Origin of the sequence: Pseudomonas sp. CC120222-01a (genome assembly GCF_003097235.1) — a bacterium.
Taxonomy (GTDB): Bacteria; Pseudomonadota; Gammaproteobacteria; order Pseudomonadales; family Pseudomonadaceae; genus Aquipseudomonas.
This window is the reverse complement of record NZ_QEQQ01000007.1, coordinates 70591-92940: the sequence shown is the minus strand read 5'-3', so window position 1 is coordinate 92940 and position 22350 is coordinate 70591. Positions and strand designations below refer to the sequence as shown.

At 55.1% G+C, this 22350-nt stretch carries 19 protein-coding genes, 1 tRNA gene and 1 pseudogene; 5 read left to right on the top strand and 16 right to left on the bottom strand.

The annotated features are described in order from the left end of the window. Positions 1-209: 209 nt before the first annotated feature. A pseudogene (locus N430_RS29695) lies at positions 210-552 on the top strand (FCD domain-containing protein); the annotation flags it as partial. A gap of 30 nt (positions 553-582) precedes the next feature. Here the strand turns inward: N430_RS29695 and N430_RS11590 are convergent. The 5 genes from N430_RS11590 to N430_RS11570 form a co-directional block, all read right to left on the bottom strand. Beyond that, positions 583-840 (bottom strand): TonB-dependent receptor, encoded by a 258-nt coding sequence (locus tag N430_RS11590; RefSeq protein WP_110639089.1) that lies wholly within the window; start codon positions 838-840, stop codon positions 583-585. 209 nt (positions 841-1049) lie between these two features. Beyond that, the gene (locus N430_RS11585; RefSeq protein WP_110639090.1) at positions 1050-1613 is read right to left on the bottom strand and encodes a TetR/AcrR family transcriptional regulator; all 564 of its coding nucleotides are present in this window, start codon (positions 1611-1613) and stop codon (positions 1050-1052) included. Between the two features lie 40 nt (positions 1614-1653). Continuing rightward, a complete protein-coding gene (locus N430_RS11580; RefSeq protein ID WP_110639091.1) occupies positions 1654-2346 on the bottom strand; it encodes a DsbA family protein in 693 nt (230 codons plus the stop codon). Continuing rightward, entirely contained in the window at positions 2346-2921 is a 576-nt protein-coding gene (locus N430_RS11575; protein WP_110639092.1) for an OsmC family protein, read from the bottom strand. Before N430_RS11575 ends, N430_RS11580 begins: the two co-directional genes overlap by 1 nt. A gap of 1048 nt (positions 2922-3969) precedes the next feature. Then, on the bottom strand, positions 3970-4890 hold the full coding sequence (locus N430_RS11570; protein WP_110639093.1) for a LysR substrate-binding domain-containing protein: 921 nt from the start codon (positions 4888-4890) through the stop codon (positions 3970-3972). Between the two features lie 143 nt (positions 4891-5033). Here N430_RS11570 and N430_RS11565 point away from each other — a divergent pair, with 143 nt between their 5' ends. The 3 genes from N430_RS11565 (at position 5034) to N430_RS11555 (ending at position 8150) form a co-directional block, all read left to right on the top strand. Further along, on the top strand, positions 5034-6356 hold the full coding sequence (locus N430_RS11565; protein WP_110639094.1) for an FAD-binding oxidoreductase: 1323 nt from the start codon (positions 5034-5036) through the stop codon (positions 6354-6356). A 111-nt stretch (positions 6357-6467) separates the two neighbouring features. Next, positions 6468-7787 (top strand): MFS transporter, encoded by a 1320-nt coding sequence (locus N430_RS11560; RefSeq protein WP_110639095.1) that lies wholly within the window; start codon positions 6468-6470, stop codon positions 7785-7787. A 12-nt stretch (positions 7788-7799) separates the two neighbouring features. Next, the gene (locus N430_RS11555) at positions 7800-8150 is read left to right on the top strand and encodes a RidA family protein (protein WP_110639096.1); all 351 of its coding nucleotides are present in this window, start codon (positions 7800-7802) and stop codon (positions 8148-8150) included. 103 nt (positions 8151-8253) lie between these two features. Here N430_RS11555 and fdhA read toward each other — a convergent pair whose 3' ends face one another. The 11 genes from fdhA to N430_RS11500 form a co-directional block, all read right to left on the bottom strand. Beyond that, positions 8254-9450, bottom strand: coding sequence for a formaldehyde dehydrogenase, glutathione-independent (gene fdhA / locus N430_RS11550; RefSeq protein WP_110639097.1), 1197 nt, complete (start codon positions 9448-9450; stop codon positions 8254-8256). A gap of 104 nt (positions 9451-9554) precedes the next feature. Next, the gene (locus N430_RS11545) at positions 9555-10883 is read right to left on the bottom strand and encodes an MFS transporter (RefSeq protein WP_110639098.1); all 1329 of its coding nucleotides are present in this window, start codon (positions 10881-10883) and stop codon (positions 9555-9557) included. A 228-nt stretch (positions 10884-11111) separates the two neighbouring features. Then, a complete protein-coding gene (locus N430_RS11540) occupies positions 11112-12242 on the bottom strand; it encodes a hybrid-cluster NAD(P)-dependent oxidoreductase (protein WP_110639099.1) in 1131 nt (376 codons plus the stop codon). A gap of 9 nt (positions 12243-12251) precedes the next feature. Next, the gene (locus N430_RS11535; RefSeq protein ID WP_110639100.1) at positions 12252-13508 is read right to left on the bottom strand and encodes an SRPBCC family protein; all 1257 of its coding nucleotides are present in this window, start codon (positions 13506-13508) and stop codon (positions 12252-12254) included. A gap of 116 nt (positions 13509-13624) precedes the next feature. Further along, positions 13625-14563: a LysR substrate-binding domain-containing protein gene (locus N430_RS11530; protein ID WP_110639101.1), complete on the bottom strand. Its 939-nt coding sequence runs from the start codon at positions 14561-14563 to the stop codon at positions 13625-13627. 266 nt (positions 14564-14829) lie between these two features. Next, positions 14830-16629 carry an integrase arm-type DNA-binding domain-containing protein gene (locus N430_RS11525; RefSeq protein WP_110639102.1) on the bottom strand — a complete coding sequence of 600 codons (1800 nt, stop codon included), beginning with the start codon at positions 16627-16629 and terminating at the stop codon, positions 14830-14832. 221 nt (positions 16630-16850) lie between these two features. Then, positions 16851-16926 (bottom strand) — tRNA-Gly (locus N430_RS11520). A gap of 64 nt (positions 16927-16990) precedes the next feature. Continuing rightward, on the bottom strand, positions 16991-17551 hold the full coding sequence (pgsA, locus tag N430_RS11515; protein WP_028626065.1) for a CDP-diacylglycerol--glycerol-3-phosphate 3-phosphatidyltransferase: 561 nt from the start codon (positions 17549-17551) through the stop codon (positions 16991-16993). 33 nt (positions 17552-17584) lie between these two features. Next, entirely contained in the window at positions 17585-19408 is a 1824-nt protein-coding gene (gene uvrC / locus N430_RS11510) for an excinuclease ABC subunit UvrC (protein WP_110639103.1), read from the bottom strand. 6 nt (positions 19409-19414) lie between these two features. Beyond that, a complete protein-coding gene (gene uvrY, locus N430_RS11505) occupies positions 19415-20053 on the bottom strand; it encodes a UvrY/SirA/GacA family response regulator transcription factor (protein WP_054884910.1) in 639 nt (212 codons plus the stop codon). Between the two features lie 78 nt (positions 20054-20131). Beyond that, the gene (locus tag N430_RS11500; protein ID WP_110639104.1) at positions 20132-20506 is read right to left on the bottom strand and encodes a helix-turn-helix domain-containing protein; all 375 of its coding nucleotides are present in this window, start codon (positions 20504-20506) and stop codon (positions 20132-20134) included. Positions 20507-21032: 526 nt separating this feature from the next. Here N430_RS11500 and N430_RS11495 point away from each other — a divergent pair. Then, a complete protein-coding gene (locus N430_RS11495) occupies positions 21033-22340 on the top strand; it encodes a nucleotide sugar dehydrogenase (RefSeq protein ID WP_110639105.1) in 1308 nt (435 codons plus the stop codon). The last annotated feature ends 10 nt before the right edge of the window (positions 22341-22350 follow it).

Sequence of the window (22350 nt, the reverse complement as noted above, 5' to 3'; positions counted from 1 at the left end):
CTATACGAATGTATGAAGCGTGGAATGGACTCAGAAACTTCTTAATATAGTTATGACGAGGTGCTCTTAGGCGGAGTTCGTAGGCGTCACATCCTGTCGCGCGTAAAAATTTGGTGCTAATACTCAGCAATTACGGGTTATCAACATTGGATCCTAAATAGATCCAATGAAACCAGGCCCGCTTCACGAGGGCCTCAAACAGCAGCTCTCGCCAGGCGCGCAAGACTCAGGAAGCGTTGCTGGCCGTGATATCTTCACCCTTTCCCGCTCGCAACTGTTTCAGATTGGCGCCCAGCTACATGAGCTGATCGTGCGCTGTTCGGGCAACCCGTTCTTCCTGGAGTCTATCCGCAGACAGAATCAGTTGCGCCGCTTCATGGCCTACAAAGCCAACGTGGACAGGCCACGCTGATCCAGCAATGCCGAGAACACATCGAACTGCTCGACCTGATCGAGTCCGGTCAGCGCGAGCAAGCCGCGCAGTTCCTGCGGTCACACCTGGACCATGTCAGCAGGCTGAAAGCGGCGCATGAAGCCAAGTCTTCGACATGAGCAGCATGTGCGCAGTTTAAAACTCGATCGTCACCTCATTTCGAAGCGGCGCGGTTCGCCCACCAGCACGCGCATGCTGCCTTCCACGGCAGAAGACGGGTCGTAGGTGCGATCGAACACATTGCGCACCACAAACGCCACTGACGTGTCCGGACCCGCCATCTTTGGCAGGTCGAACTTCATCGACAGATCGGTAACGGTATAGGAAGGCAGGTGATAGGAGTTGGCAGCGTCACTAACCCGGATCGAGTTCTTCAGGATGCGGTACCCTGCCGTAAACGGGGTCATTCACATTGATATCGCTCTAGATGAACGCACGATATCGGAGTCAACATTGTCGCGGGTGCGCCGTTTACTAAAGGATTGAGACCAGCATGATAATTTCGTCTGATACGGGCTTTTGTAGACGTGCAGGCTGAATTAGGCCACGCCTCTGACGATATTTTTCGGTAAAGCAGCATACATAGTGAGTCTCTCTGTGCTCATTTTTTTGCTGATTATGCTGCAAGCGTGACACGTAGCGACGCCAAGTTCATAGTAATGCTATCGCTACCGTCAATCGCGCGCTGGACAAGCAGTGCACCCTCAAGTGTCGCGAGAATTAAATTTGCGCCTTGTGTAGCAGAAAGACGGCGAGTGATATCGCCGCGATTCTGCCCCTCAGCTAATCCGCGTGAAAGCCACTCAAGGTGCTCGCCAAAGAATGAGTTGACGCCTACATTCAACGCTGCGGGCACGACTTCCCGTTCGGCATTGAGCGCAGCGCACAGACAGCCCAAACCTTGCCGGGCACCTTCAAGGTAAAGTTTGCCGTATGCTTCGATCTGATCCAGGGCGTTTGCATGCGCCTTAGTAATTAGGGCGAGCTGGTCCGCGTACCTCAAGCGATATTGTTCGAGGACGGCTAGGACAAGCTCTTCCTTAGTAGAGAAGTGATGATGGATGCTTGGTTTCCGAATCCCTATCGTTTCTGACAAGTCGGCATAGCTGAAACCTGAATATCCGCGCCCCCTGACAAGACGCTCTGCTGCAGAAAGTATCTCAGAACGTCGATCACCCATTTTCTACTCTCACAGACAAAAGATAGCATATTACTCCAAGCTAACAGCCTTTACCATCGAGACCACACATTGCGCCTAAGACTTCAGTCATCTCCCAGCCTGTAGCCTTTAGCAAATTTTCCCTAAGATTTTCGGCGGGCATGAAGCCGCTGCCAATTAGCACTGCCTTATCTTCGATCTTCAAAATGACCGCTGGGAAACCTTGAAGTCCCATGCGTTGAATCGTCTGCCGCTCAACCCAAACATCTTGACTGATTTCGTCTGTCTCGATCAAATTCCTGAATGTGGAAAATCTGACGCCGAATCTATTAGCTATCGGGGCATATGTCTCAATGACCTGCAAGTCTTTGTTATCATGATAGTATGCTTCTTGGATCGCTGTGGCTATTCCCAATTCGTCTTCCACACCCAGCCGCCGCAAGGTGGCTGTCGCCCTGGCAGGCATAGTAGAGTTGAGAATTCTCTTGCTAGTGCGGAACGCGGCTATTTCCGCCATGTAAGATGCCCCGAACTGCTGGCCCGACATATCCATGACTCGCTGATGAAGACCAACTGGATCTGGAAAGCGAGCGAACATAGTCGCAAGCGGCATATCTGACGGAATCATACCGCCGTTCAGGACACTAACCGCCAACCGGCCCCTGTTCTCGTTGGCGACGGTGTGTATGGTTTGCGCAAAACCGAAACACCATATGCAATAAGGATCGGTGACGTAAATTAGCTCCATACTCATCACCCGACCTCCGCCGCGTTCGACGCTACGTTGATTGTCAATTTCGCATTCAGCCGGATAGCATTTGCGATGTTCCAGCGGTTTGGCGACGTGCGGACCACTGCCTCGTGTATTTGTGAGAACTGCTCTGGCGTCCCGTCACCTTCTACAATCACCTCGTAATCCAAACTATCGTATCCAGGTTTTATCTGCTGATTCAAATCAAGGAAGCCGCGCAGGTCCAGCATCCCTGACGCTTTGATCGTGAGTGAGCTAATCGTTACGCCCATCATGGCAGCGGTCGCTACATAGCCAACCGTCATGCAGGCATTCATCGCCGCCAATAGCAGCTCTTGGGGGTTCGCTGCTTTATTACGACCAAGCAATTCGACCGGCTCATCAACGGCAATCTCGAAATTGCGATCAATTTTCACGCCGCCCAACTCATAGCTGGACACCTCCGTGACCGAGTGGGTCCCACCCTTCCATTGTGTCGCCACGCCGAAGCGGACTGCGCCCTTCTCCGCTTTCGATTCAACCAACCTTGCAAAGCCCTGCAAGGCTTCCACGTCAATGCCATTCAGATTTTGACTCATTTCCAGACCTCCCTGATGCCTACCTACTAGTTGGTAGATTTTCATGGCCTGGCTATAGCTGTCAAGCACTTCGCTCGCAATTACTCGTCCGGCACCACACCGGCATGTTACCGCTAGCCATTTGTAGGGAGGAATTGCGCTCACGCGCCATCCTTGCCGGTGACATCTTAATCACCGATTCCGAGCCGATAGCAGTGAGGCTCTGCGTCGCACTACTCCATGACAAGTCCATCCTTACGACCTTGACGCTTGATAGCGAGAAATCGTAGCTTCGAAGTCCTAGTAGTGCGCGAGTCCAAATGGATGGACGGCAACAAGCAAGTTTACCTTGCATTCTGCACCAAACAGGAAACGAGACCAAAAGCCTGACGAGAGGCGGTAGATGAGGGTGACATGGTAGTCACGAAAACCTAGGTGAACTTTAATAACTCGCAAATCTAAAATTCGTCACTGCCTAGCTCGAGTCATTAATAAAACCCTCGCAGCACCTTACGTTACTGTGCAAGCCATTATTCAAAAAGTCGCCCAGAAAACCAATTGAAATCTTTTCGCAACAAGCCAGAAAACGACTGCACTGAATAAGTTATAAATAGCTTTTGATACAATCATAACTCACCCACAAGCAAACTTGACGTAGACCCAATTACCAAATCGGATTGATAACCATAAATCGACAGACACGCTATTCCGACAAGACCAAAGAGACTTGGCCGGTCGCGCCTAACGGCAATTCATCTTTAACGTGTAACCCAGCACTCTTGGCTGAGGTACCAATACTTTTTGGGCATCAGTTCGGCGCGGCGGTTGCACGCAGTCCCCGGGACTCGCAAATAAATAACTTATCGAGATTCTTCCGAGGCTCGTCGCTATTTGGTCCAGCACCTGCTGGACTGACATCGCGTAGCCATGCGATGTGAAGCGTTACGGTTCTAACACCTATTTATAGGCACTCGCAGCAATGCGATCACTAAATCGAAATACTTACCTGCAACTTGCAAAAAAACAACAACCCCTAACGTTATTGAGTAGAAAATTACTATCCTAAGATTCAAACAAAACCATCTTTACACCCTGCATTTACCGCCCCAATTAAATACTCTCTAAATGACTGCGCCGCTGGAGACAATGGCTTTGCCGCAGCATACACAAGATAATCCGAACGTCCGGTCTTAAAGGAAAAAGGGCCCAACCTTCTAATCATCCCACCATCAATCATGTCCTTTGTCATAAAGTCCCAACCGAGGGCAACCCCAAGCCCGCGAGCACTCGCATTCAAGGTCAACGTAACTTGATTATAGACCAGCACATTGGCCGCAGGTATGTACTTTACATCGAAGTGACTAAACCAGTCCTCCCAATTCATCCAGTGCCACTTTTGAGGGTCCAACTGTACCAACTTTAAACCCAGCAATTGCTCCGGCCTCTCGATCTCTGGGCTTTTGAAATCCATGCTACATATTGGATACACCTCCTCATCATATAGTTTCTCGCAGTTCAGCCCACTCCATCCCCCCTTCCCATAAAGCACGCCAAGATCATGATCCGCACAAGCTTCAGCAGTAATTTCATTAGTCGAAATAATGTGAATGGTTAAATCTGGCCTAAGGCGATTAAATTCGACAACTTTTGGGAAAAGCCAATAATGCGCCACAGCCTGTGTGCAAATGACCGTAACAACGTTCCCGCCGTGGCTGTGGCGAATTCGCGAAACACATTCTCGCAAAGCGCGAATCAAGGGCTGACAGGCTGCAATCAGTTCATCCCCCGCCGCAGTCAGTCTAACGCTTCGATGATGCCGTTCGAACAGGGCGAAACCCAAGCTCTGCTCCAGATTACGCACTTGCTTGCTGACGGCGCTTTGAGTCACGCACAGTTCATCTGCAGCTTTCGTGAAGCTGAGCAGTCTTGCAACTGCCTCGAAGTACATTAGGGCATGCAACGGAGGCAGGCCTGAGACGCTGGGAACCATTTTAACCCCATCAATTTAGCATTTTCCCAATGCTAGCGTAGCACAGCTAGCATGCCAAATTGGCATGCCTGCATGACTTTATATCGTTTGAATGTGCCAGCCCCCAGCCTTACCTTGCAATTAGATAACTGGAGCCATGTACCATGCAAAAAATAAAAAATTTTCCAAAAATCGATGGCGAGCTGGGTTGGTACGAGACATCCCCAAGCCGCGAGGTGACGCTAGGCAGACGCTTGAAAGGCGACCACACCTTCGACATCGCTATCATCGGTTCCGGCTACACCGGATTATCGCTGGCACACCGACTTGCTGAGAACCACCCTGAAGCGTCAATCGCTATCATCGATGCGCTGCGCGTAGGCCAAGGCACATCGGGGCGCAATGCTGGTTTTATTATTGACCTGCCTCATAACCTTGATGCCGGCCAGCCGGATGTCGAGCATGACCGTCAACTGCATAAGCTGAACACCTTCTCAATTGAGAGGCTGCGGGGTTTCAAGGACAGATACAATATAGAATGCAGCTGGCAGAACGCCGGCAAGTACATGGCCGCACACGAAAGTTCGAACTTGGGTGGCCTCGACAGCTTTGTCACCACCCTTAAATCCTCAAACTTTGAGTACCAAGACCTAGATGCCTTGGACCTGAAGAAACGGCTCGGCACAGACTACTACCAGCGGGCCATCTATACTCCCGGCAATATCCTGATGAACCCATCCTCGCTGGTGAGGGGTGTGGCAGCTGCACTGCCCAAAACAGTTCATCTGTTCGAGGAAAGCCCGATCATCTCTTGTGAGTACGGTCACCCTCATATCCTAACGGCCGTTGGCGGCACTGTGCGGGCGAAACTGCTTATCCAAACTACTAACTCCTACACCGAAGAGTTCGGCCTACTAAGCAATCGCCTGGCTCCGGTATTTACCTATGCCAGCTTGACAGAATCCCTGAATGACGCTGATTACGAAGCGCATTTCAAAGATGTGCAACCATGGGGTCTCACCTCTGCCCATCCTGCGGGAACAACTGTTCGCCTGACCCCAGACCGCCGGATTTTCATCCGCAATGTGCTGGACTTCGAACCGTCCTTGAGCAGCTCTAATGAAGGTTTGCACAAGGCATGGATTCAACACCGAAAATCCTTTGAACAGCGCTTCCCTAACTTGCGCAAGACGAAATTCGAGTTTACCTGGGGTGGTATGCTGTGCATGACCATGAACCACCAGTCGGTGTTTAAGAAGGCCGATGACAACCTCTTTGTGGTCGGCGGGTGCAATGGTGTAGGCGTGGCGAAAGGCACCTACCTCGGATATTACATGGCCGACTACATCTCCGGAATTCGCAGCGCCAACCTCGATTTCATTCTGGGTAACAGCAACCCCAGCTGGGTTCCGCCTGACCCTATCCGCACCCTTGGCGCACGCATGCGCTTAAGTTATGAATCGAGAAATGCTGGCGGAGACATCTAAAACTCCTTTTGTTGCTGCAGGCCCGCAAGGGTCTGCGGCGGCGTCGTACTCGCCTTGGACACAAGGCTATTTCCCGCTGCATTCGCAGATGCTTTAACGAGACTAATAACAATGACAACGCTTCCCGCAGGCTTCGCTTACGCGTTTGATGAAGCCCCGCTTCGCCGCCTCCATATCAAAGCTGCCACTGGAGGGATGGGCGGTCAGTTCAGCGACGGTTATGTCCTGGGGCTAATCGGTATCGCCATGAGCCTTGCAACCTCTCCCCTGGGCCTCACGACCTATTGGCAGGGCCTTATTGGTTCAGCGTCACTGATCGGCATTCTCATCGGCAGCTTACTAATTGGGCCACTTGCCGACCGCATCGGCCGCAGAGGCCTGTACAGCTGGACTATGGCTGTCTTCTGCATAGTTTCGGTATTGCAGTTCTACGTGAACAGTCCCGAGCAACTATTCGTTCTCAGGCTGATATTGGGTGTGGCCTTGGGAGCTGACTACGTCGTCGGGATCTCGCTGGTTAGCGAGTTGGTACCACGTCGCCACCGTGGGCGCTTGCTGAGCTTGATGATGGTCGCCTGGGTAGCGGGTTTCAGCTCCGCCTATGGTATCGGCTATCTACTTCAACAAGTGGGTGGCGAAAACGCATGGCGCTGGATCCTCTTCAGCAGTGCAGTGCCTGCGCTGCTAGTCTTCACGATCCGACTGGGTACCCCTGAATCACCGCTTTGGTTGGTAAACAAGGGCCGTCACGAGCTGGCCAAGCGCATTGTCCAGGCAAGCCTTGGAAACGACATCCAGCTACCCCCTCCAAGCGCCCAGATCGAACAGGCATCTTGGCTACATCTGTTCAGCCGCAAATGGATACGCAATACCTTGGTTGGGGCAATGTTCTACACCTGCCAAGTCATTCCATACTTTGCAATGAGCACTTTCATCCCTCGCGTTCTGGAAACCCTAAACGTTGAAGATGGCTACGCTAGCGGTATCGTCTACAACGCGTTCCTGCTCCTCGGATCGATACTCGGTTTGATGATCATCAACAAGATATCACGTCGCGCCTTCCTCACAGGTAGCTTCTACGTCACCTCGGCCGCGTTACTGATACTTGCTGCCTGGACGAACATGCCAGCCGCGCTGGTCGTAGCGCTGTTTGCCGTTTTTGCGTGCGTGCTTGCAGGCGCGGGCGTGCTTGAGTTCGCCTACACCCCCGAATTGTTCCCTACCGAACTGAGAGCTTCTGGTGTCGGTTTCGTCGTCGCCGCAAGCCGCCTTGGAGGTGCCGGCGGCACCTTCATCCTGCCCATTCTGATGGAAAACTACGGCACCCATGCTGCATTGGGCGGCTGCGTGGCAGCACTGCTGCTGGGCGGCATCATCTGCCAGATCTGGGCGCCAGAGACCGGTAATACACCCATAGAAGGACACCACTGAGGAGTAGTTCTGATGATTGAACGCAAGCTAGAAAATGAACTTATGGCACAGGTTGTCTCGTTCGGCCACACCGTTGAAACCGCCGGCCAAGTTGCTGATGACATCAGCAAGGACGTCAAGGGGCAGGCCGCAGAGGCATTCGCAAAAATTGACCACCTGCTCTCCCAGGTTGGTGCCAGCAAACAAGATCTGACAAGGATACAAATGTGGCTGGCAGATATGAAAGACTTCGATCATATGAACGAAGTGTACGCTCAATGGCTCGCCGGCTCGGGCAAACCTGTTCGAGCGTGCGTTGGTGCAGAGCTAGTTGCAGGCGGCTATTTGATTGAGGTTCAGGCGTTCGCTTATCGCCAACGCTAAGCCTTTTGCGTGAGGTACGGACCTGCCACGACCGGGCACGTATCTCACAAGCGACTAAGCCTTCCTGGTAGCAGGAAGGCTTAGCTTGAGCTAAAAACGTCTGTCAGGTGAAGCTGCGATGAGGATCAATAACGAATTTCTTCGGAACACCCGCATCGAATTCACCATAACCTTTTGGCGCTTCGTCCAGACCTATCACTTGCACGCCAACGATCTCGGCAATGTTGATGCGGTCCCACATGATCGCTTGCATCAACGCGCGGTTGTACTTCATAACCGGAGTCTGACCAGTGTGGAAGCTGTGCGATTTGGCCCAACCGAGGCCGAAGCGGATACTCAGAGCGCCGATCTTGGCCGCGGCATCATGAGCGCCTGGATCTTCGGTTACGTACAGGCCCGGGATACCAATCTTGCCAGCCACACGGGTGACTTGCATCAACGAGTTGAGCACGGTGGCCGGAGCTTCCTGCTTGGCGCCCTCATGACCATGGCCACGAGCTTCGAAGCCAACGGCGTCAATAGCGCAGTCCACCTCTGGCTCACCGAGAACATCGATGATTTGCTCATGCAGCGGGGTGTCCTTCGACAGGTCGACCACTTCAAATCCTTGAGCCTTGGCGTGAGACAAGCGTGCCGGATTAAGATCGCCGACAATGACACAGGCAGCACCCAAGAGGCGGGCCGAAGCAGCAGCTGCCAGTCCGACCGGGCCTGCACCAGCCACATAAACGGTGCTACCTGGACCAACTCCAGCAGTGACGGCGCCGTGATAACCCGTTGGAAGAATATCTGACAGGCAAGTCAAATCACGAATCTTCTCCATGGCCTTGTCGCGGTTTGGCAATTTCAGCAAATTGAAGTCGGCGTATGGCACAAGCACGTATTCTGCCTGACCGCCGGTCCAATCGCCCATGTCGACGTAGCCGTAGGCACCACCAGCGCGAGCCGGGTTAACGGTGAGACACACGCCGGTGTGCATTTCCTTGCATGAACGACAGCGACCGCATGCGACGTTAAACGGTACCGAGACCAGATCACCGATTTGCAAGTGTTCGACATCCTTGCCCATCTCAATCACTTCCCCAGTGATCTCATGCCCCAGGACCAGGCCAACCTGGGCAGTGGTTCGTCCACGAACCATGTGCTGATCAGAGCCGCAAATATTGGTGGAGACTACCTTGAGGATCACACCGTGCTCGATCTTCTTACCGCGCGGGTCTTGCATCTTCGGGTAGTCGATGTGCCGAACTTCGACCTTGCCAGCTCCGAGATATACCACACCTCTGTTGTTCGCACTCATGCGTTAGACGCTCCTCTTTTGGGCGATTGGGATTTTTCGAGATGAAAGAGAACCTCTGTAGCGCACACGCTACAGAGGTTGAAGAAAGGAAGGGGTTACAACGCTCAATCCAGAGCAGCAGCCTGCTGCAAATTCAGCGACCGGGTCTCAGGAGCCATCGCCCAGCTGACGATCAGACCAATCATGGTGATCAACGCAGCGGCATACATGGTCTGCTGAATTCCGTAGTCCTGAAGGCCAATCGGTACCAGATAGGTACCCACCGCGGCCCCGATACGAGAGATCGACGTACCGATACCGACGGCCTCAGCACGGATCTCAGTAGGGAAAATTTCATTGGGATATACAAGCGTCAGTACTTGCGCGCCACCAATGAACAATGCGTAAGCACCGAAGAGCAAGAGAATTACCAGCGCATTGCTGTCGTGGAATAGACCAAGTCCGAACAAAGCTAATCCTGAAGTGAGGAAACTGAAGATCAACAGGTTACGTCGACCCAAGCTGTTGATCATCCGAGTTGCCGCAATACAACCTACTACGAACAGTGCCGTGATCGCCACTGAACCTATCGATGCCCAGTCACCTTCCAGATGCAACGACTGCAGGACTCGCGGCGCAAAGGCGTAGACAGCAAAAACAGGGATGATTGAGCAAGTCCAGAAGACGCTGACAAATAGCATACGCCGGCCGTAGCCTGCTCGCATCAGGCTCCACACAGAAAGCTTCAGAGAGCGAGGCTCTTCCGGCAGGTTCGCTAATGAGTACTCAGGCCCATACACGCCCTTGATGATTTTTTCAGCTTCATCATCGCGCCCTTTACTAAGAAGCCAGCGAGGCGATTCCGGCGTTCCCAAGCGCAAGATGAATAACGCTGCGCCAAATAAGGCAGCACTTGCCAACACCAATCGCCAAGCATCAGGACCACCCAATCGTAGGATCAATTCACCCACAACGTAGGCCGCAGCAGCACCGACAAACCAGATGACGATGAAGCCGGCTAACCTCGGTCCGCGCGAGTTTTTCGGCAGGAACTCCACCAGCATAGAGGTCGCTACGGGGTATTCAATACCCACTGCCACTCCAATCAACAGCCGTAAGAGAAAAAGAGTTTGTGCATCCTGCACGAAATACTGCCCAAGCGATGCGAGCACAAATAGGATGGGGCCAACGAAATAGATACGTCGACGGCCGAAGTGATTGGTCAACCAACCACCTAGAAAACCACCAAAGAAGATACCGATGAGCGCGGAAGCCGCGATCAAGCCCTCCCAGAAGCTATTGAAGCCTAGGGCGGCTGCAGTGGGCATTAGAGCAATGCCAATCAGGCTGAGTACGTAGCCGTCTACAAACGATCCACCTGCAGAACGGAGTGTTAACAGGCGATGAAAACGGTTAAGAGGTACATCTTCAATTGAACGATTAGTTTGAGCCATGGTGTCTCCTGGAACAGCTGAGCTTTTGTTTTTGTCAGGCCTTCGGCGCCTTACGGCGTGGTTCGCGGGCCATTGATCAGCGAACGAATGGGTCCATGCGCGGCGTGTCAGGCCGCAGTAAGGGATTGACGGATTGGATAGTCCCTCGGTTAGGCCGCACCTCTGCGCAACAAGGCAAAATGCTTTGCAGAGGGAGCAGATCGTGGAATATGCACGCGAGCGCGTGAATTAGAGATCGATAACAAGATCAGAAGTTGGACGACTGCAGCACAGCAGCCGCATGCCCTTATCGATTTCACGTTGACGAATGCCACCGTTATGATTCATTTCCACAGTGCCTTCCAGCACTGCGGTTTTGCAGGTACCGCATACACCCTGGCTACAAGAAGAAGGAACAATGGCTCCGGCCTTTTTTGCAGCAGAAAGCACGGTCTGTTCGGCAGACATGGTGAACTCCCTGCCGGAGCGAGCCAGACGTACAGTAAAGGTATCTTGCGGCTGACCCAGAACTGCAGGAATCAACGCGGGCTCGACGATGCCTTCGGTAGAGATATCGAAGCTTTCCTGGTGGTACCGCGCCATGTCAAAACCCGCTTTTTCAAGAAGCGCACGAGTAGCATCCATGTAGCCCTTTGGCCCGCAGGTAAATACCTCACGCTCTTTAAAATCAGGAATTTGCCGCTGAAGCTGCTCGATCGATAGACGACCGATTGGACCATTCCACTCTGGCTCATCCCCAAGACCTTCACAGAAGAACAAGGTGCGCATTTCGGCCATCGAGCCTTCCATACGCCCAAGCTCTGCGCGGAAAATAATATCCTTTGGTGTGCGCGCACTGTGAACAAACACAATGTCGAGCTCTGCATAAAGGTCAGCAGCGGCACGTGTCATAGCCATCAAAGGAGTCACACCGGATCCCGCCGACAGATAGAGCATCTTTCGCGACGGTCCAGCGACCGGCGTGAAGTTACCCGCAGGACCTGACGCCACCAGCGAATGACCTGCACGCAAATTGTCGTGAAGCCAGTTCGATACCGAGCCACCCGGTACACGCTTGACCGTAATCGAGAAGCTGAACGGACGAGTCGGAGTCGAGGACAGGGTGTAACAGCGCGACACGCTTTCCCCGCCAATCACTGGTGACACAGTGAGGAACTGACCTGGTTCGTACGCCAGGGCATGGTAATCCGGGCAACGGAAGGTGAAAGTCTTCACATCGTGGGTTTCGTCCACCACACTGAGACATTCAATCTCTTTACTGTCGCCGCTTTCCCATTGGGCACCAAAAGCGCACCAGTGATCGGCGTCGGCAAAACGTTCGCTAGCCGGACTGACGGGAATGACGTGAATGCTGTTCATGACTTCACCTCAGATGCCGTGAGCAGCAAGACGAGCTGCATACCAGCTTGAGAACAACTCCACGTATGTTTCAGTGAACGCGGAGAATGGGCCAGGGGTATATGCAGGATCCTGCGTGCCACTGTGGGTGATAGCCACCAAGCTGGCGTCCTGCATATTGGTAGCCTTCCAAACCTCGGTCAGCTTCTGCAGATCGTAGTCAACACCCTCTACTGCATCCTTGTGCACAAGCCACTTAGTACGCACCAGGGTACGATCTGGAGAAAGTGGAATGATGTAGCTGATCACCGAGTGGTCGCTCATGACATGAGTCCACGAGTTGTGGGTCCACATGTGGATATCCCCCATATCACGACGAGTCAGCTCACCAAACAACTTGGTGCACGCAACTTGGGTAGTCAGCGTTTGCGATTCGCCGTGCCCCGCGATAACCAAGCGCTGCGTGCGGAATTGCGTCACCACATCAGGGCCCAGTCGATCCACAGCTGCAGTCAGGAAGCCTTGACTCTCCCAGTCATTTTCAGCGTCGCGGTTGCGTTGGTAGTAATCGTCCAGAGCCTTGAGTGAATCCTCGCTCATGCCATCAGTACAGAAGCCAAAATCTTCAGGCAGGAATGAGGCAACTAATTCAGGATGAGTTCCCGCGCAATGATAACATTCGCGATTGTTCTCGATGACCAACTTCCAGTTGCCATTTTCGATGATCTCGGACTCGTACGCAATCTTGGTATTGGTCAGATCATATGGTGCGAAGCGGGGCTCCATGGTCGCCTTGAAGTCCGCCACGTCTTCAGGTGGATTATCACTTAGGCATACGAAAATGTGGGTGCCGATAACCCTAACACTTACAGAAATCAAGCTTCGACATGAGGGATCGAAATCCTTACCCATATGCGCAGTATGCTTTAAACTACCATCAAGATCGTAAGTCCACTGGTGGTATGGGCAGACCAGCATACCTACGGTGGATTTACCAGCTTCTTTCAGTCGAGCACCGCGATGACGACAGACATTACGATAGGCCCTTACCTCTTCATCTTCGTCGCGCACTAGAATAATTGAAGATTTTCCAATATCGATTGTAGATACATCGCCAGGCTCAGCGATATCAGCAGTAACCCCCACTAGAATCCAGTGCTTGGTGAAAAAAACATCGACGTCATTTTCGAAGACATCATGGCGACCAAATAGGTCACCATGCATGCCATGGCCAGGTTGACGATTAGTCACGAGTTCGCGGTGCGATTGTACAGGCGCAATGTTCATTGTTTTCCTCAGGCATTTTGTCAGAACAATACGAATGCTGTGAGCAAAGTATCAGAGGCAATAAAAATTGCGTCAATGCGCTAAATTTTAACTCTGGCATGATTTAGGGTTATGGATCATTTCTCCACTGCGAAAGGCTCGCGCAACCACTCAATTAGAGCCCTGGTGCTGGCCGTCTCGATGCGCCCGTGCGGGACGACGATGTAGTAAGCATCTCGCGGTTTCACGACAAATGTGGTCAAGCGCACCAGCTGCCCAGAATCGAGGAAGTAGTCGAGCAGACGGCCCCAACCTAACGCGACCCCGTGACCATGGAGGGCTGCCTGAATAGTATCAGTGTAGAGGTTACACCGAAGACTGTAGTGCAGCTTGGGAGAGACAACCCCCTGCTCCTTGAACCACCCCTGCCAAGTCATCCAGCCTTCTTTGGTGACCTCTGCGTCTAACAGATCAGCTTCTGCTAATTCGTCCAGCGTTATTACTGGTCCGCGACGATCAAGCCACAAAGGGGCGCAAACAGGGAAAACCTCCTCATTAAAGAGGAACTCGGATCGACCGTCTTCCCACACGCCATTGCCATAGCGTACCACCACGTCGACATCACGATTGCGTAGCTCTCCTACGAATAGCTGGGTCGCTAGTCGGAGCTGGACGCCTGGGACGGACACATGAAGCTGAGTCAGTCTTGGCATGATCCTGAGTTGCGAGAAAGCAGCGGTAGTTGTTAAAACAATTTCCTGAGCCGCTTCACCCTCGCGTATACCGTCATATACAGTGGCAATTTTCTGCATCGAGCCTGAAATAACATCAAATAGGCGCTGCCCTTCATGCGAAAGCCGAATACCTCGATGCTCCCTGTAAAACAGCTGCGCGCAAATGTTGTCCTCTAGTAACTTTATTTGTTTACTTACTGCAGCCTGAGTTACACCCAACTCAGAGGCAGCTTGAGTGAAGCTTCTTAATCGAGCCACAGCCTCGAATTGTAATAGCGCCGTCATCGAAGGAATGATACGTCGATACCCTTTATACTTCCCAACAGTCTCTTTGGTTTTCATGCTCAATCAAGGCCACTTTTAATGTTTATCTTGTAATTATTTTAGGCATGGCCTCGCTTCGCGCCTGCCCACGAGAAATCATAACAGCCATCGCTGAATGAGCAACGCAGAAAAAACATGCCATTTTGGAATGCTAGAATTCCAAAATGACATTCGACGCGAGCTAGGAATACAAAGCTGCCCGCGCAAATTAGCGCTGACATCCGCATGGGTCGAAACTGCGGCTTAATGCAGACCACTAACACCCCATTGCGACCAGCATCGCCCTAGCGCCCAGATACAAGTAAATTTAGCACTTCGTCGAAATTATTGAGAGTGACGACACTGTACGGAGCACTACCTCGTAATTTGGAATGGGGTTCGCCTAACATACGATAAGCATCCCAAGAGCTCATGGCTGGCAACGCTTCGAAAACTGCAACCACCAGCTTGAGCTTTAAAGGGTCTAGTTGCCAATCGGGAATGCGCTGCCCCCTATTACCAAGGCTGAGGGAAAGCAACCTACGCGCCTTGATATCACGATTCAGTTGATCGCGCGACTTGCCTGCCAGCCGGGCGAACACAGGGAGTGGAAGAGTAGTTGGCGCCTCATAGATAGCAAGCATGTCGACACGCTCTTTTTGGATGCCGGAGATTTCTCGACCTGTAACGTCAGCTTGGAACGCCACTCCCGACGGCCTCCTCTCACTTCTAGAATACCGGCCCTCTTTTTGATCGGGATGTACGAGAACATTGGGCATTGAAACAGCCTGCTGGACTCCGGAATGCACTGACAAGGAAGCGCTCCCTTCCAAGCGTATCGTCAAGGGCGCTTCCGCTGCCTTTACATGCCCTTGCGCACAGAGATCTAGTCGATTCGCCCAGTCCTGCATCATTGCCCGGCGCTGCTCAACGTACTCGGCGTGATTGTACGAAGCGCTGACCCTATCGGGATCGGCGTGTGAAAGCTGTGCGTCAACCCATGCTTTCGGGTAACCGATCTCGTTGAGGGCTGTTGAGATGGTAGCTCGCATGCCATGCCCGGTGAGCCTGTCAGCAAAGCCCATACGCCGCAGCGCACTGTTCAGAGTGTTCTCGCTGATGCGTTTGCTCAAGTCGCTTCGATGGGCAAGTAAATACCGCTGCGCGGGCACTATACGTTCAAGCAGCAGGCTCACCACTTCGATCGCCTGGACTGACAACGGAACGATGTATGGGGGCACTTTGGAAGCGCTGCTACGGCTCTTGCGCATCTTGAGCTGCAACTGCTTGACCACCTCTGGCGGTATCACCCACAGCCGACGCTCCAAGTCGAATTGATCCGGCGTCGCCAACCGCAGCTCACCGGTACGTACACCAGTGAGTAGCAGAAGCCAAATACCCAATAGGGTCTGCTGACCGCCGTGATAAGTACGTAGTTTACTTAGCAGCGGGGGCAGCTCAGCCATACGCAGGAAAGGATTATGCTCCACTGGAGGCTTCGGCATCGCCACGACATCCAGATCGGCCGCAGGGTTATGCTCGAGGCCAGGGATGCGCACCAGCGCATAGCGGAACAGTTGATTGAGCCAGGTCCGGCACTTTTCCGCCGTGGTAAATGCGCCGCGAGACTCAATCCGATCCAGCACCTCCATGAGCACATGCCGGGTGACGTCATGAATGGAGCGGTCGCCGATGTGGGGAAGAATATCTTTGGCGAAGATGCGCAGCATCTGTGACAGCGTGCTCTGACGCCCCTCTTTGAGGCTCAAGCGGCGGAAGGCGACCCACTGATTGAACACGGCCTCGAAGGCATGATCGCTGGATAGGCGAACTGCAAGACGCTGTTGCTTGCGTTGCTCGCTTGGATTCGTGCCTTGTGCTATCAACGATCGCGCTTCATCCCGCTTGGTGCGCGCATCCCGCAGCCCGAGCTGAGGATAACTGCCGAACGACATGCGCTTCTGCTTGCCAGCCCAGTAGTAACGGAAATGCCAGACCTTTCCACCTTGCGCGGTGATATGAAGAATCAGGCCATCGCTGTCAGCGAGCGTGTAGTCCTTGCCGGTGACCCGGGCGTGCCGAATCGCCATCTCCGAGAGTGCCATGGTGACCTCCTGAACCTGTCAGAGGCCAAATGCTCGTCTCGTGCTCCACCAAGCTCCACCGGAAAAGCGAATTGAGGCATTTCCAATTCTGGCCTTAAATCTGGCCTTAAAATGCCCGGATACTACCGGTTTTTGGTGGTTCCCGCTGGAACGAAAAAAGGGCCCTAAGGCCCTTTTTTCAACGACTTACAGACTTCGATGGAACTCTGTAGATCTATAACTGGAGCGGGAAACGAGACTCGAACTCGCGACCCCGACCTTGGCAAGGTCGTGCTCTACCAACTGAGCTATTCCCGCGTCGTGATGGGTGCCATTCTAGCGATATCTGAAACGGCGTCAACCCCTTGATTCAAAAAAACTTTTATTTTTGCTCGGAGCCTTCCCGCAGGTGCGGCCAGGCAGCTACCAGGTAGTGCACCATCGACCACAGGGTCAGGGCAGCGGCCACCAGCAGCAGGCCATAGCCCAGTACCACCCAGAAGCTCACCACCGGCGGGTTGGCCAGCAGGATCACCAGCGCCAGCATCTGCGCCGCAGTCTTCCACTTGCCGAGGTTGGACACCGCCACGTGCGCCCTCGCCCCCAGTTCGGCCATCCACTCGCGCAGCGCCGAAACGACGATTTCGCGGCCGATGATCACCGCCGCCGGCAGGGTCAGCCAGAAGTTGGCGTGCACCTGCACCAGCAGCACCAGGGCTACCGCCACCATCAGCTTGTCGGCCACAGGGTCGAGGAAGGCGCCGAACGGGGTGCTCTGCTGCAGGCGACGCGCCAGGTAGCCGTCCAGCCAGTCGGTGGCGGCGGCGATGGCGAACACCGTGCTGGCGGCCATGTAGCTCCAGTGATAGGGCACATAGAACAGCAGGATGAAGATCGGGATGAGCAGGACGCGTAGAACGGTGAGCAGGTTTGGAATATTCATCGGTACGACTGGCTGCGGGTTGAGCCCGGCATTCTACTCGCTATGCAGGCTGGCATAAATCGACTCGGCAAGCTTTTTACTGATGCCGGGGGCTTTGGCGATCTCATCGATACTGGCGCGGTTGAGCTCCTGCAGGCCGCCGAAGTGTTTCAGCAGGTCGCGGCGGCGCTTGGGCCCTACCCCCGCGACGTCTTCCAGGCTTGAGGTACGGCGGGCCTTGCCGCGCCGGGCACGGTGACCGGTGATGGCAAAACGGTGGGCTTCGTCGCGGATCTGCTGGATCAGGTGCAGCGCCGGGTTGTCGCCCTTGAGGGTGAACTCGTGGGCCACGTCGTTGAGGTACAGGGTCTCGAAGCCGGCCTTGCGGGTCACGCCCTTGGCCACGCCGAGCAGGGTCAGGTCGGTGAAGGCCAACTCCTGCATCACTTCGCGGGCCATGTTCAACTGGCCCTTGCCGCCGTCCACCAGCAGCACGTCGGGCAACTTGCCCTCGCCGTCCTTGATCCGCCCATAACGCCGGGTCAGGGCCTGGTGCATGGCGGCATAGTCGTCGCCGCCGGTAACGCCTTCGATATTGAAGCGGCGGTAATCCGACTTGATCGGGCCTTCGGGGCCGAACACCACGCAGCTGGCCACCGTGGCTTCACCGCTGGAGTGGCTGATGTCATAGCACTCCAGGCGCTGCGGCACTTCATCCAGGCCGAGCACTTCGGCCAGGGCCTCGAAGCGTGCGGCCATGTGCTGGCGGTTGGCCAGGCGGGCATTGAGCGCCTGCTCGGCGTTGGTTACTGCCAACTGCTGCCAGCGCGCACGGGTGCCGCGAACGCGGTGGCTGATGGTCAGCTCGCGGCCGCGCAGGCTCTGCACGGCCTCGGTGATGGCCTCGAAGTCTTCGTGCACCACGTTGACGATCAACTCGCCAGGCAGCTCGCGCTCGGCATTGCCCAGGTAGTACTGCGACAGGAACGCGGCCATGACTTCGGCCACCTCCTCCTCGATACCCACCTGTGGGAAGAAGTTCTTGCTGCCCAGCACCCGGCCGCCACGCACGCTGATCAAGTGCACGCAGGCACCGCCCGGGTTGACGAAAGCAGCGACCACATCGACATCGCCGGAGCCGCCTTCCATGTACTGCTGGTCCTGGACCCGGCGCAACAAGGCAATCTGGTCGCGCAGTTCGGCGGCCTTCTCGAAGTTCAAGGCCATCGCGGCCTTTTCCATTTCCTCGTTGAGCTCGTTACCCAACTGCTGGCTGCGGCCCTCAAGGAACATCACCGAGTGACGCACGTCCTCGGCATATTCCTCGGGCGTGACCAGGTTGGTGCACGGGCCTTTGCAGCGCTTGATCTGGTATTGCAGGCACGGGCGGGTGCGGTTGGCGAAGTAGCTGTCTTCACACTGGCGCACCGAAAAGGCCTTCTGCAGCAGGCTGAGGCTCTCGCGAATGGCACCCGCACTCGGATACGGCCCGAAATAGCGCCCCTTGGCTTTCTTTGCCCCACGGTGAATGCCCAGGCGTGGGAATTCACCGTCCGACAGGAACACGTAGGGATAGGACTTATCGTCGCGCAACAGGATGTTGTAGGGCGGGCGCCACTGTTTGATCAGGTTCTGCTCGAGCAGCAGCGCCTCGGTCTCGTTGGCAGTGATGGTGGTTTCGACCTGGGCGATGCGCCCCACCAGCGCGGCGGTTTTCGGCGCCAGGCCGGTCTTGCGGAAATAGCTGGCCAGGCGCTTCTTGAGGTTCTTGGCCTTGCCCACGTAGAGCAGCCGCGCCTCGGCGTCGAACATCCGGTAAACGCCCGGGCGACCACTGCAGGTCGCCAGGAATGCGCTGGCATCAAAGACTTGTGACATGAAGGTTTACAGGCTTGCGTCAACCATACCGTGGCGAACGGCCAGCAAGGTCAATTCGACGTCGCTGGTGACCGAGAGTTTTTCGAAGATCCGATAGCGGTAAGTATTGACGGTCTTGGGCGACAGGCACAACTTGTCGGAGATGATCTGCACTTTCTGGCAGCCAACAATCATCAGGGCGATCTGGATTTCCCGCTCCGACAGCGCATCGAACGGCGACGCTTGCGGCTGGAACGACTTGAGCGCCAGCTGCTGGGCAATCTGCGGGCTGATATAGCGTTGGCCGGCAAACGCCAGGCGAATGGCCTGGACCATTTCGTCCAGCCCGGCGCCCTTGGTCAGATAACCGGCAGCGCCGGCCTGCATCAGGCGGGTGGGGAACGGGTCTTCTTCACACACGGTGACTGCCACCACCTTGATGTCAGGGTGGCTGCGCAGCAGCTTGCGGGTGGCTTCCAGGCCGCCGATCCCGGGCATCTTCACGTCCATCAGCACGACGTCAGGTTTCAGTTCCCGGGCGAGTTTCAGCGCCGACTCGCCCGAATCCGCCTCACCCACCACCTGCAGGCCATCGATATCGGCCAGCATGCGAGTAATACCGGTTCGAACCAGATCGTGATCGTCGACCACTAGGACCCTAATCAAGCAGACACCTCGTCAACAGGGCGATTGGATCCCGCCACCTTAACAAAATTTTTCATGGCGGACCTAGCGTAAAACTTCCTACAGAAACGTCTGGCGCTCATGACGCGGCTGTCGCATCAACTCACTACCACTGCCCTCACCCACCAGGCGCCCCAGCAAATGCCACAAAGCCGCCTTGTCGGCCGCCGGCAAACGCCGAAATGCGCCCAGTAGACCGGTTTCATCCGCCGACAGGCTTTCCAGTGGTGCTGGCGTGCGCTCACCGCTGAGCACATACAGCGCGTCCACACCCTGAGTTGCCAGCGCCGCCAGGTAATCCGCCCGTGGCGTACGCTCGCCACTTTCGTACTTGCCCTGGGCGTTGGGCTCGACGCCGCCGATATCGCCAAATACCCGCTGGGTCATGCCCAGCCGTTCACGCTCTTCGCGCAGCCGTGGACCGAGTCCTTTCATATGACGTTTCTCCTTGTTCCTTTGCCGTCATGGGTGCTGCTCACAATCCTGTAAGCAGTTGCAGACTGTGTGGTCACTATGCCCATCGCCGGCCAGCGTCGCAAGCCAGTATTGCGCCACCACCCGGCCCTGCGAGGCCTTGATTGACAGGGGTTTCGTACGTTCCAACAGCGTAATTCAGGCGGTGCAGCGCAAGAAGAAAACAGAGCGGGCGCCACACCTTTGGCGTCACTTTATTGCCATGCGCGGCGATATCATTTTTTTGACGCCCAACTAACAACAACTTTAACTTATTGATTTTAAAGAGTTTTTAAACTTTAACACGAGGCGTTTAAGTTATTTTCAAACAAGCCAATATCAAAGCTTGCAATAAAAATAAAAACGCCATTAGGCTGTAAAAAGACCACTAAGAAACAGCCTGCAACGCCACTTCCGAGCGCGGCTTAATTCTGCGCGCCTGCCATTTCGACAACTTCATGAACGATGTATCTCGGCCGGCTTTGCCGTGCCCCAGGGAGAGGGACCTATGAACATCAGTATCTTTGGACTTGGCTATGTTGGCGCAGTCTGCGCGGGCTGCCTGTCGGCCCGCGGCCACAATGTGCTGGGGGTGGACATTTCCCCGGCGAAAATCGACCTGATCAACCAGGGCAAGTCACCGATCGTCGAACCGGGCCTGGAACAGCTGCTGCAGGACGGCGTCAGCAAGGGCCGCCTGCGCGGCACCACCGACGTGCAGGCGGCGATCCTCGCCACCGACCTGTCGCTGCTGTGCGTCGGCACCCCGAGCAAGAAGAACGGCGACCTCGACCTGGTGTACATGGAAGCGGTCTGCCGGGAAATCGGCACCGCCCTGCGCGACAAGGGCAGCCGCCACACCGTGGTGGTGCGCAGTACCGTGCTGCCAGGCACGGTGAAGAACGTGGTGGTACCGATCCTTGAGCAGTACTCGGGCAAACAGGCCGGCGTCGACTTCGGTGTGGCGGTCAACCCGGAATTCCTGCGTGAAAGCACGGCGATCCAGGACTACGACTTCCCGGCCATGACCGTGATCGGCGAACTGGACAGCCAGTCCGGCGACCTCCTCGAGTCGCTATACAACGGCCTTGATGCCCCGGTGATCCGCAAGTCGATCGAAGTCGCCGAGATGATCAAGTACACCTGCAACGTGTGGCACGCGACCAAGGTCACCTTCGCCAACGAGATCGGCAACATCGCCAAGGCTGCCGGCGTCGATGGCCGCGAGGTGATGGATGTGGTCTGCCAGGACCACAAACTCAACCTGTCGCGCTACTACCTGCGCCCGGGCTTTGCCTTCGGCGGCTCGTGCCTGCCCAAGGACGTGCGCGCCCTCACCTACCGCGCCGCCAGCCTGGACGTGAAAGCGCCGTTGCTCGATTCGCTGATGGCCAGCAACGTGTCGCAAGTGCAGAACGCCTTCGACCTGATCGAGCGCCAGGACAAACGCAAGATCGCCCTGCTCGGCCTGGCCTTCAAGGCCGGCACCGACGACCTGCGCGAAAGCCCCCTGGTGGAACTGGCCGAGCGCCTGATCGGCAAGGGCTACCAGCTGCACATCTTCGACGAGAACGTCGAGTACGCCCGCGTGCACGGGGCCAACAAGGAATACATCGAAGCGAAGATCCCGCATGTTTCGTCGCTGCTGCACAGCGACCTGCAGCAGGTGATCGATGACGCCGAGGTGATCGTCCTGGGCAACAACGACCCGCGCTTCGCCAGCGCCCTGCAAGCCGGCCACGGCAAGCAGGTGATCGACCTGGTCGGCTTCATGCCCGGCCTGAGCGACAGCCGCACCCAAGGCATCTGCTGGTAACCGAGCCGGC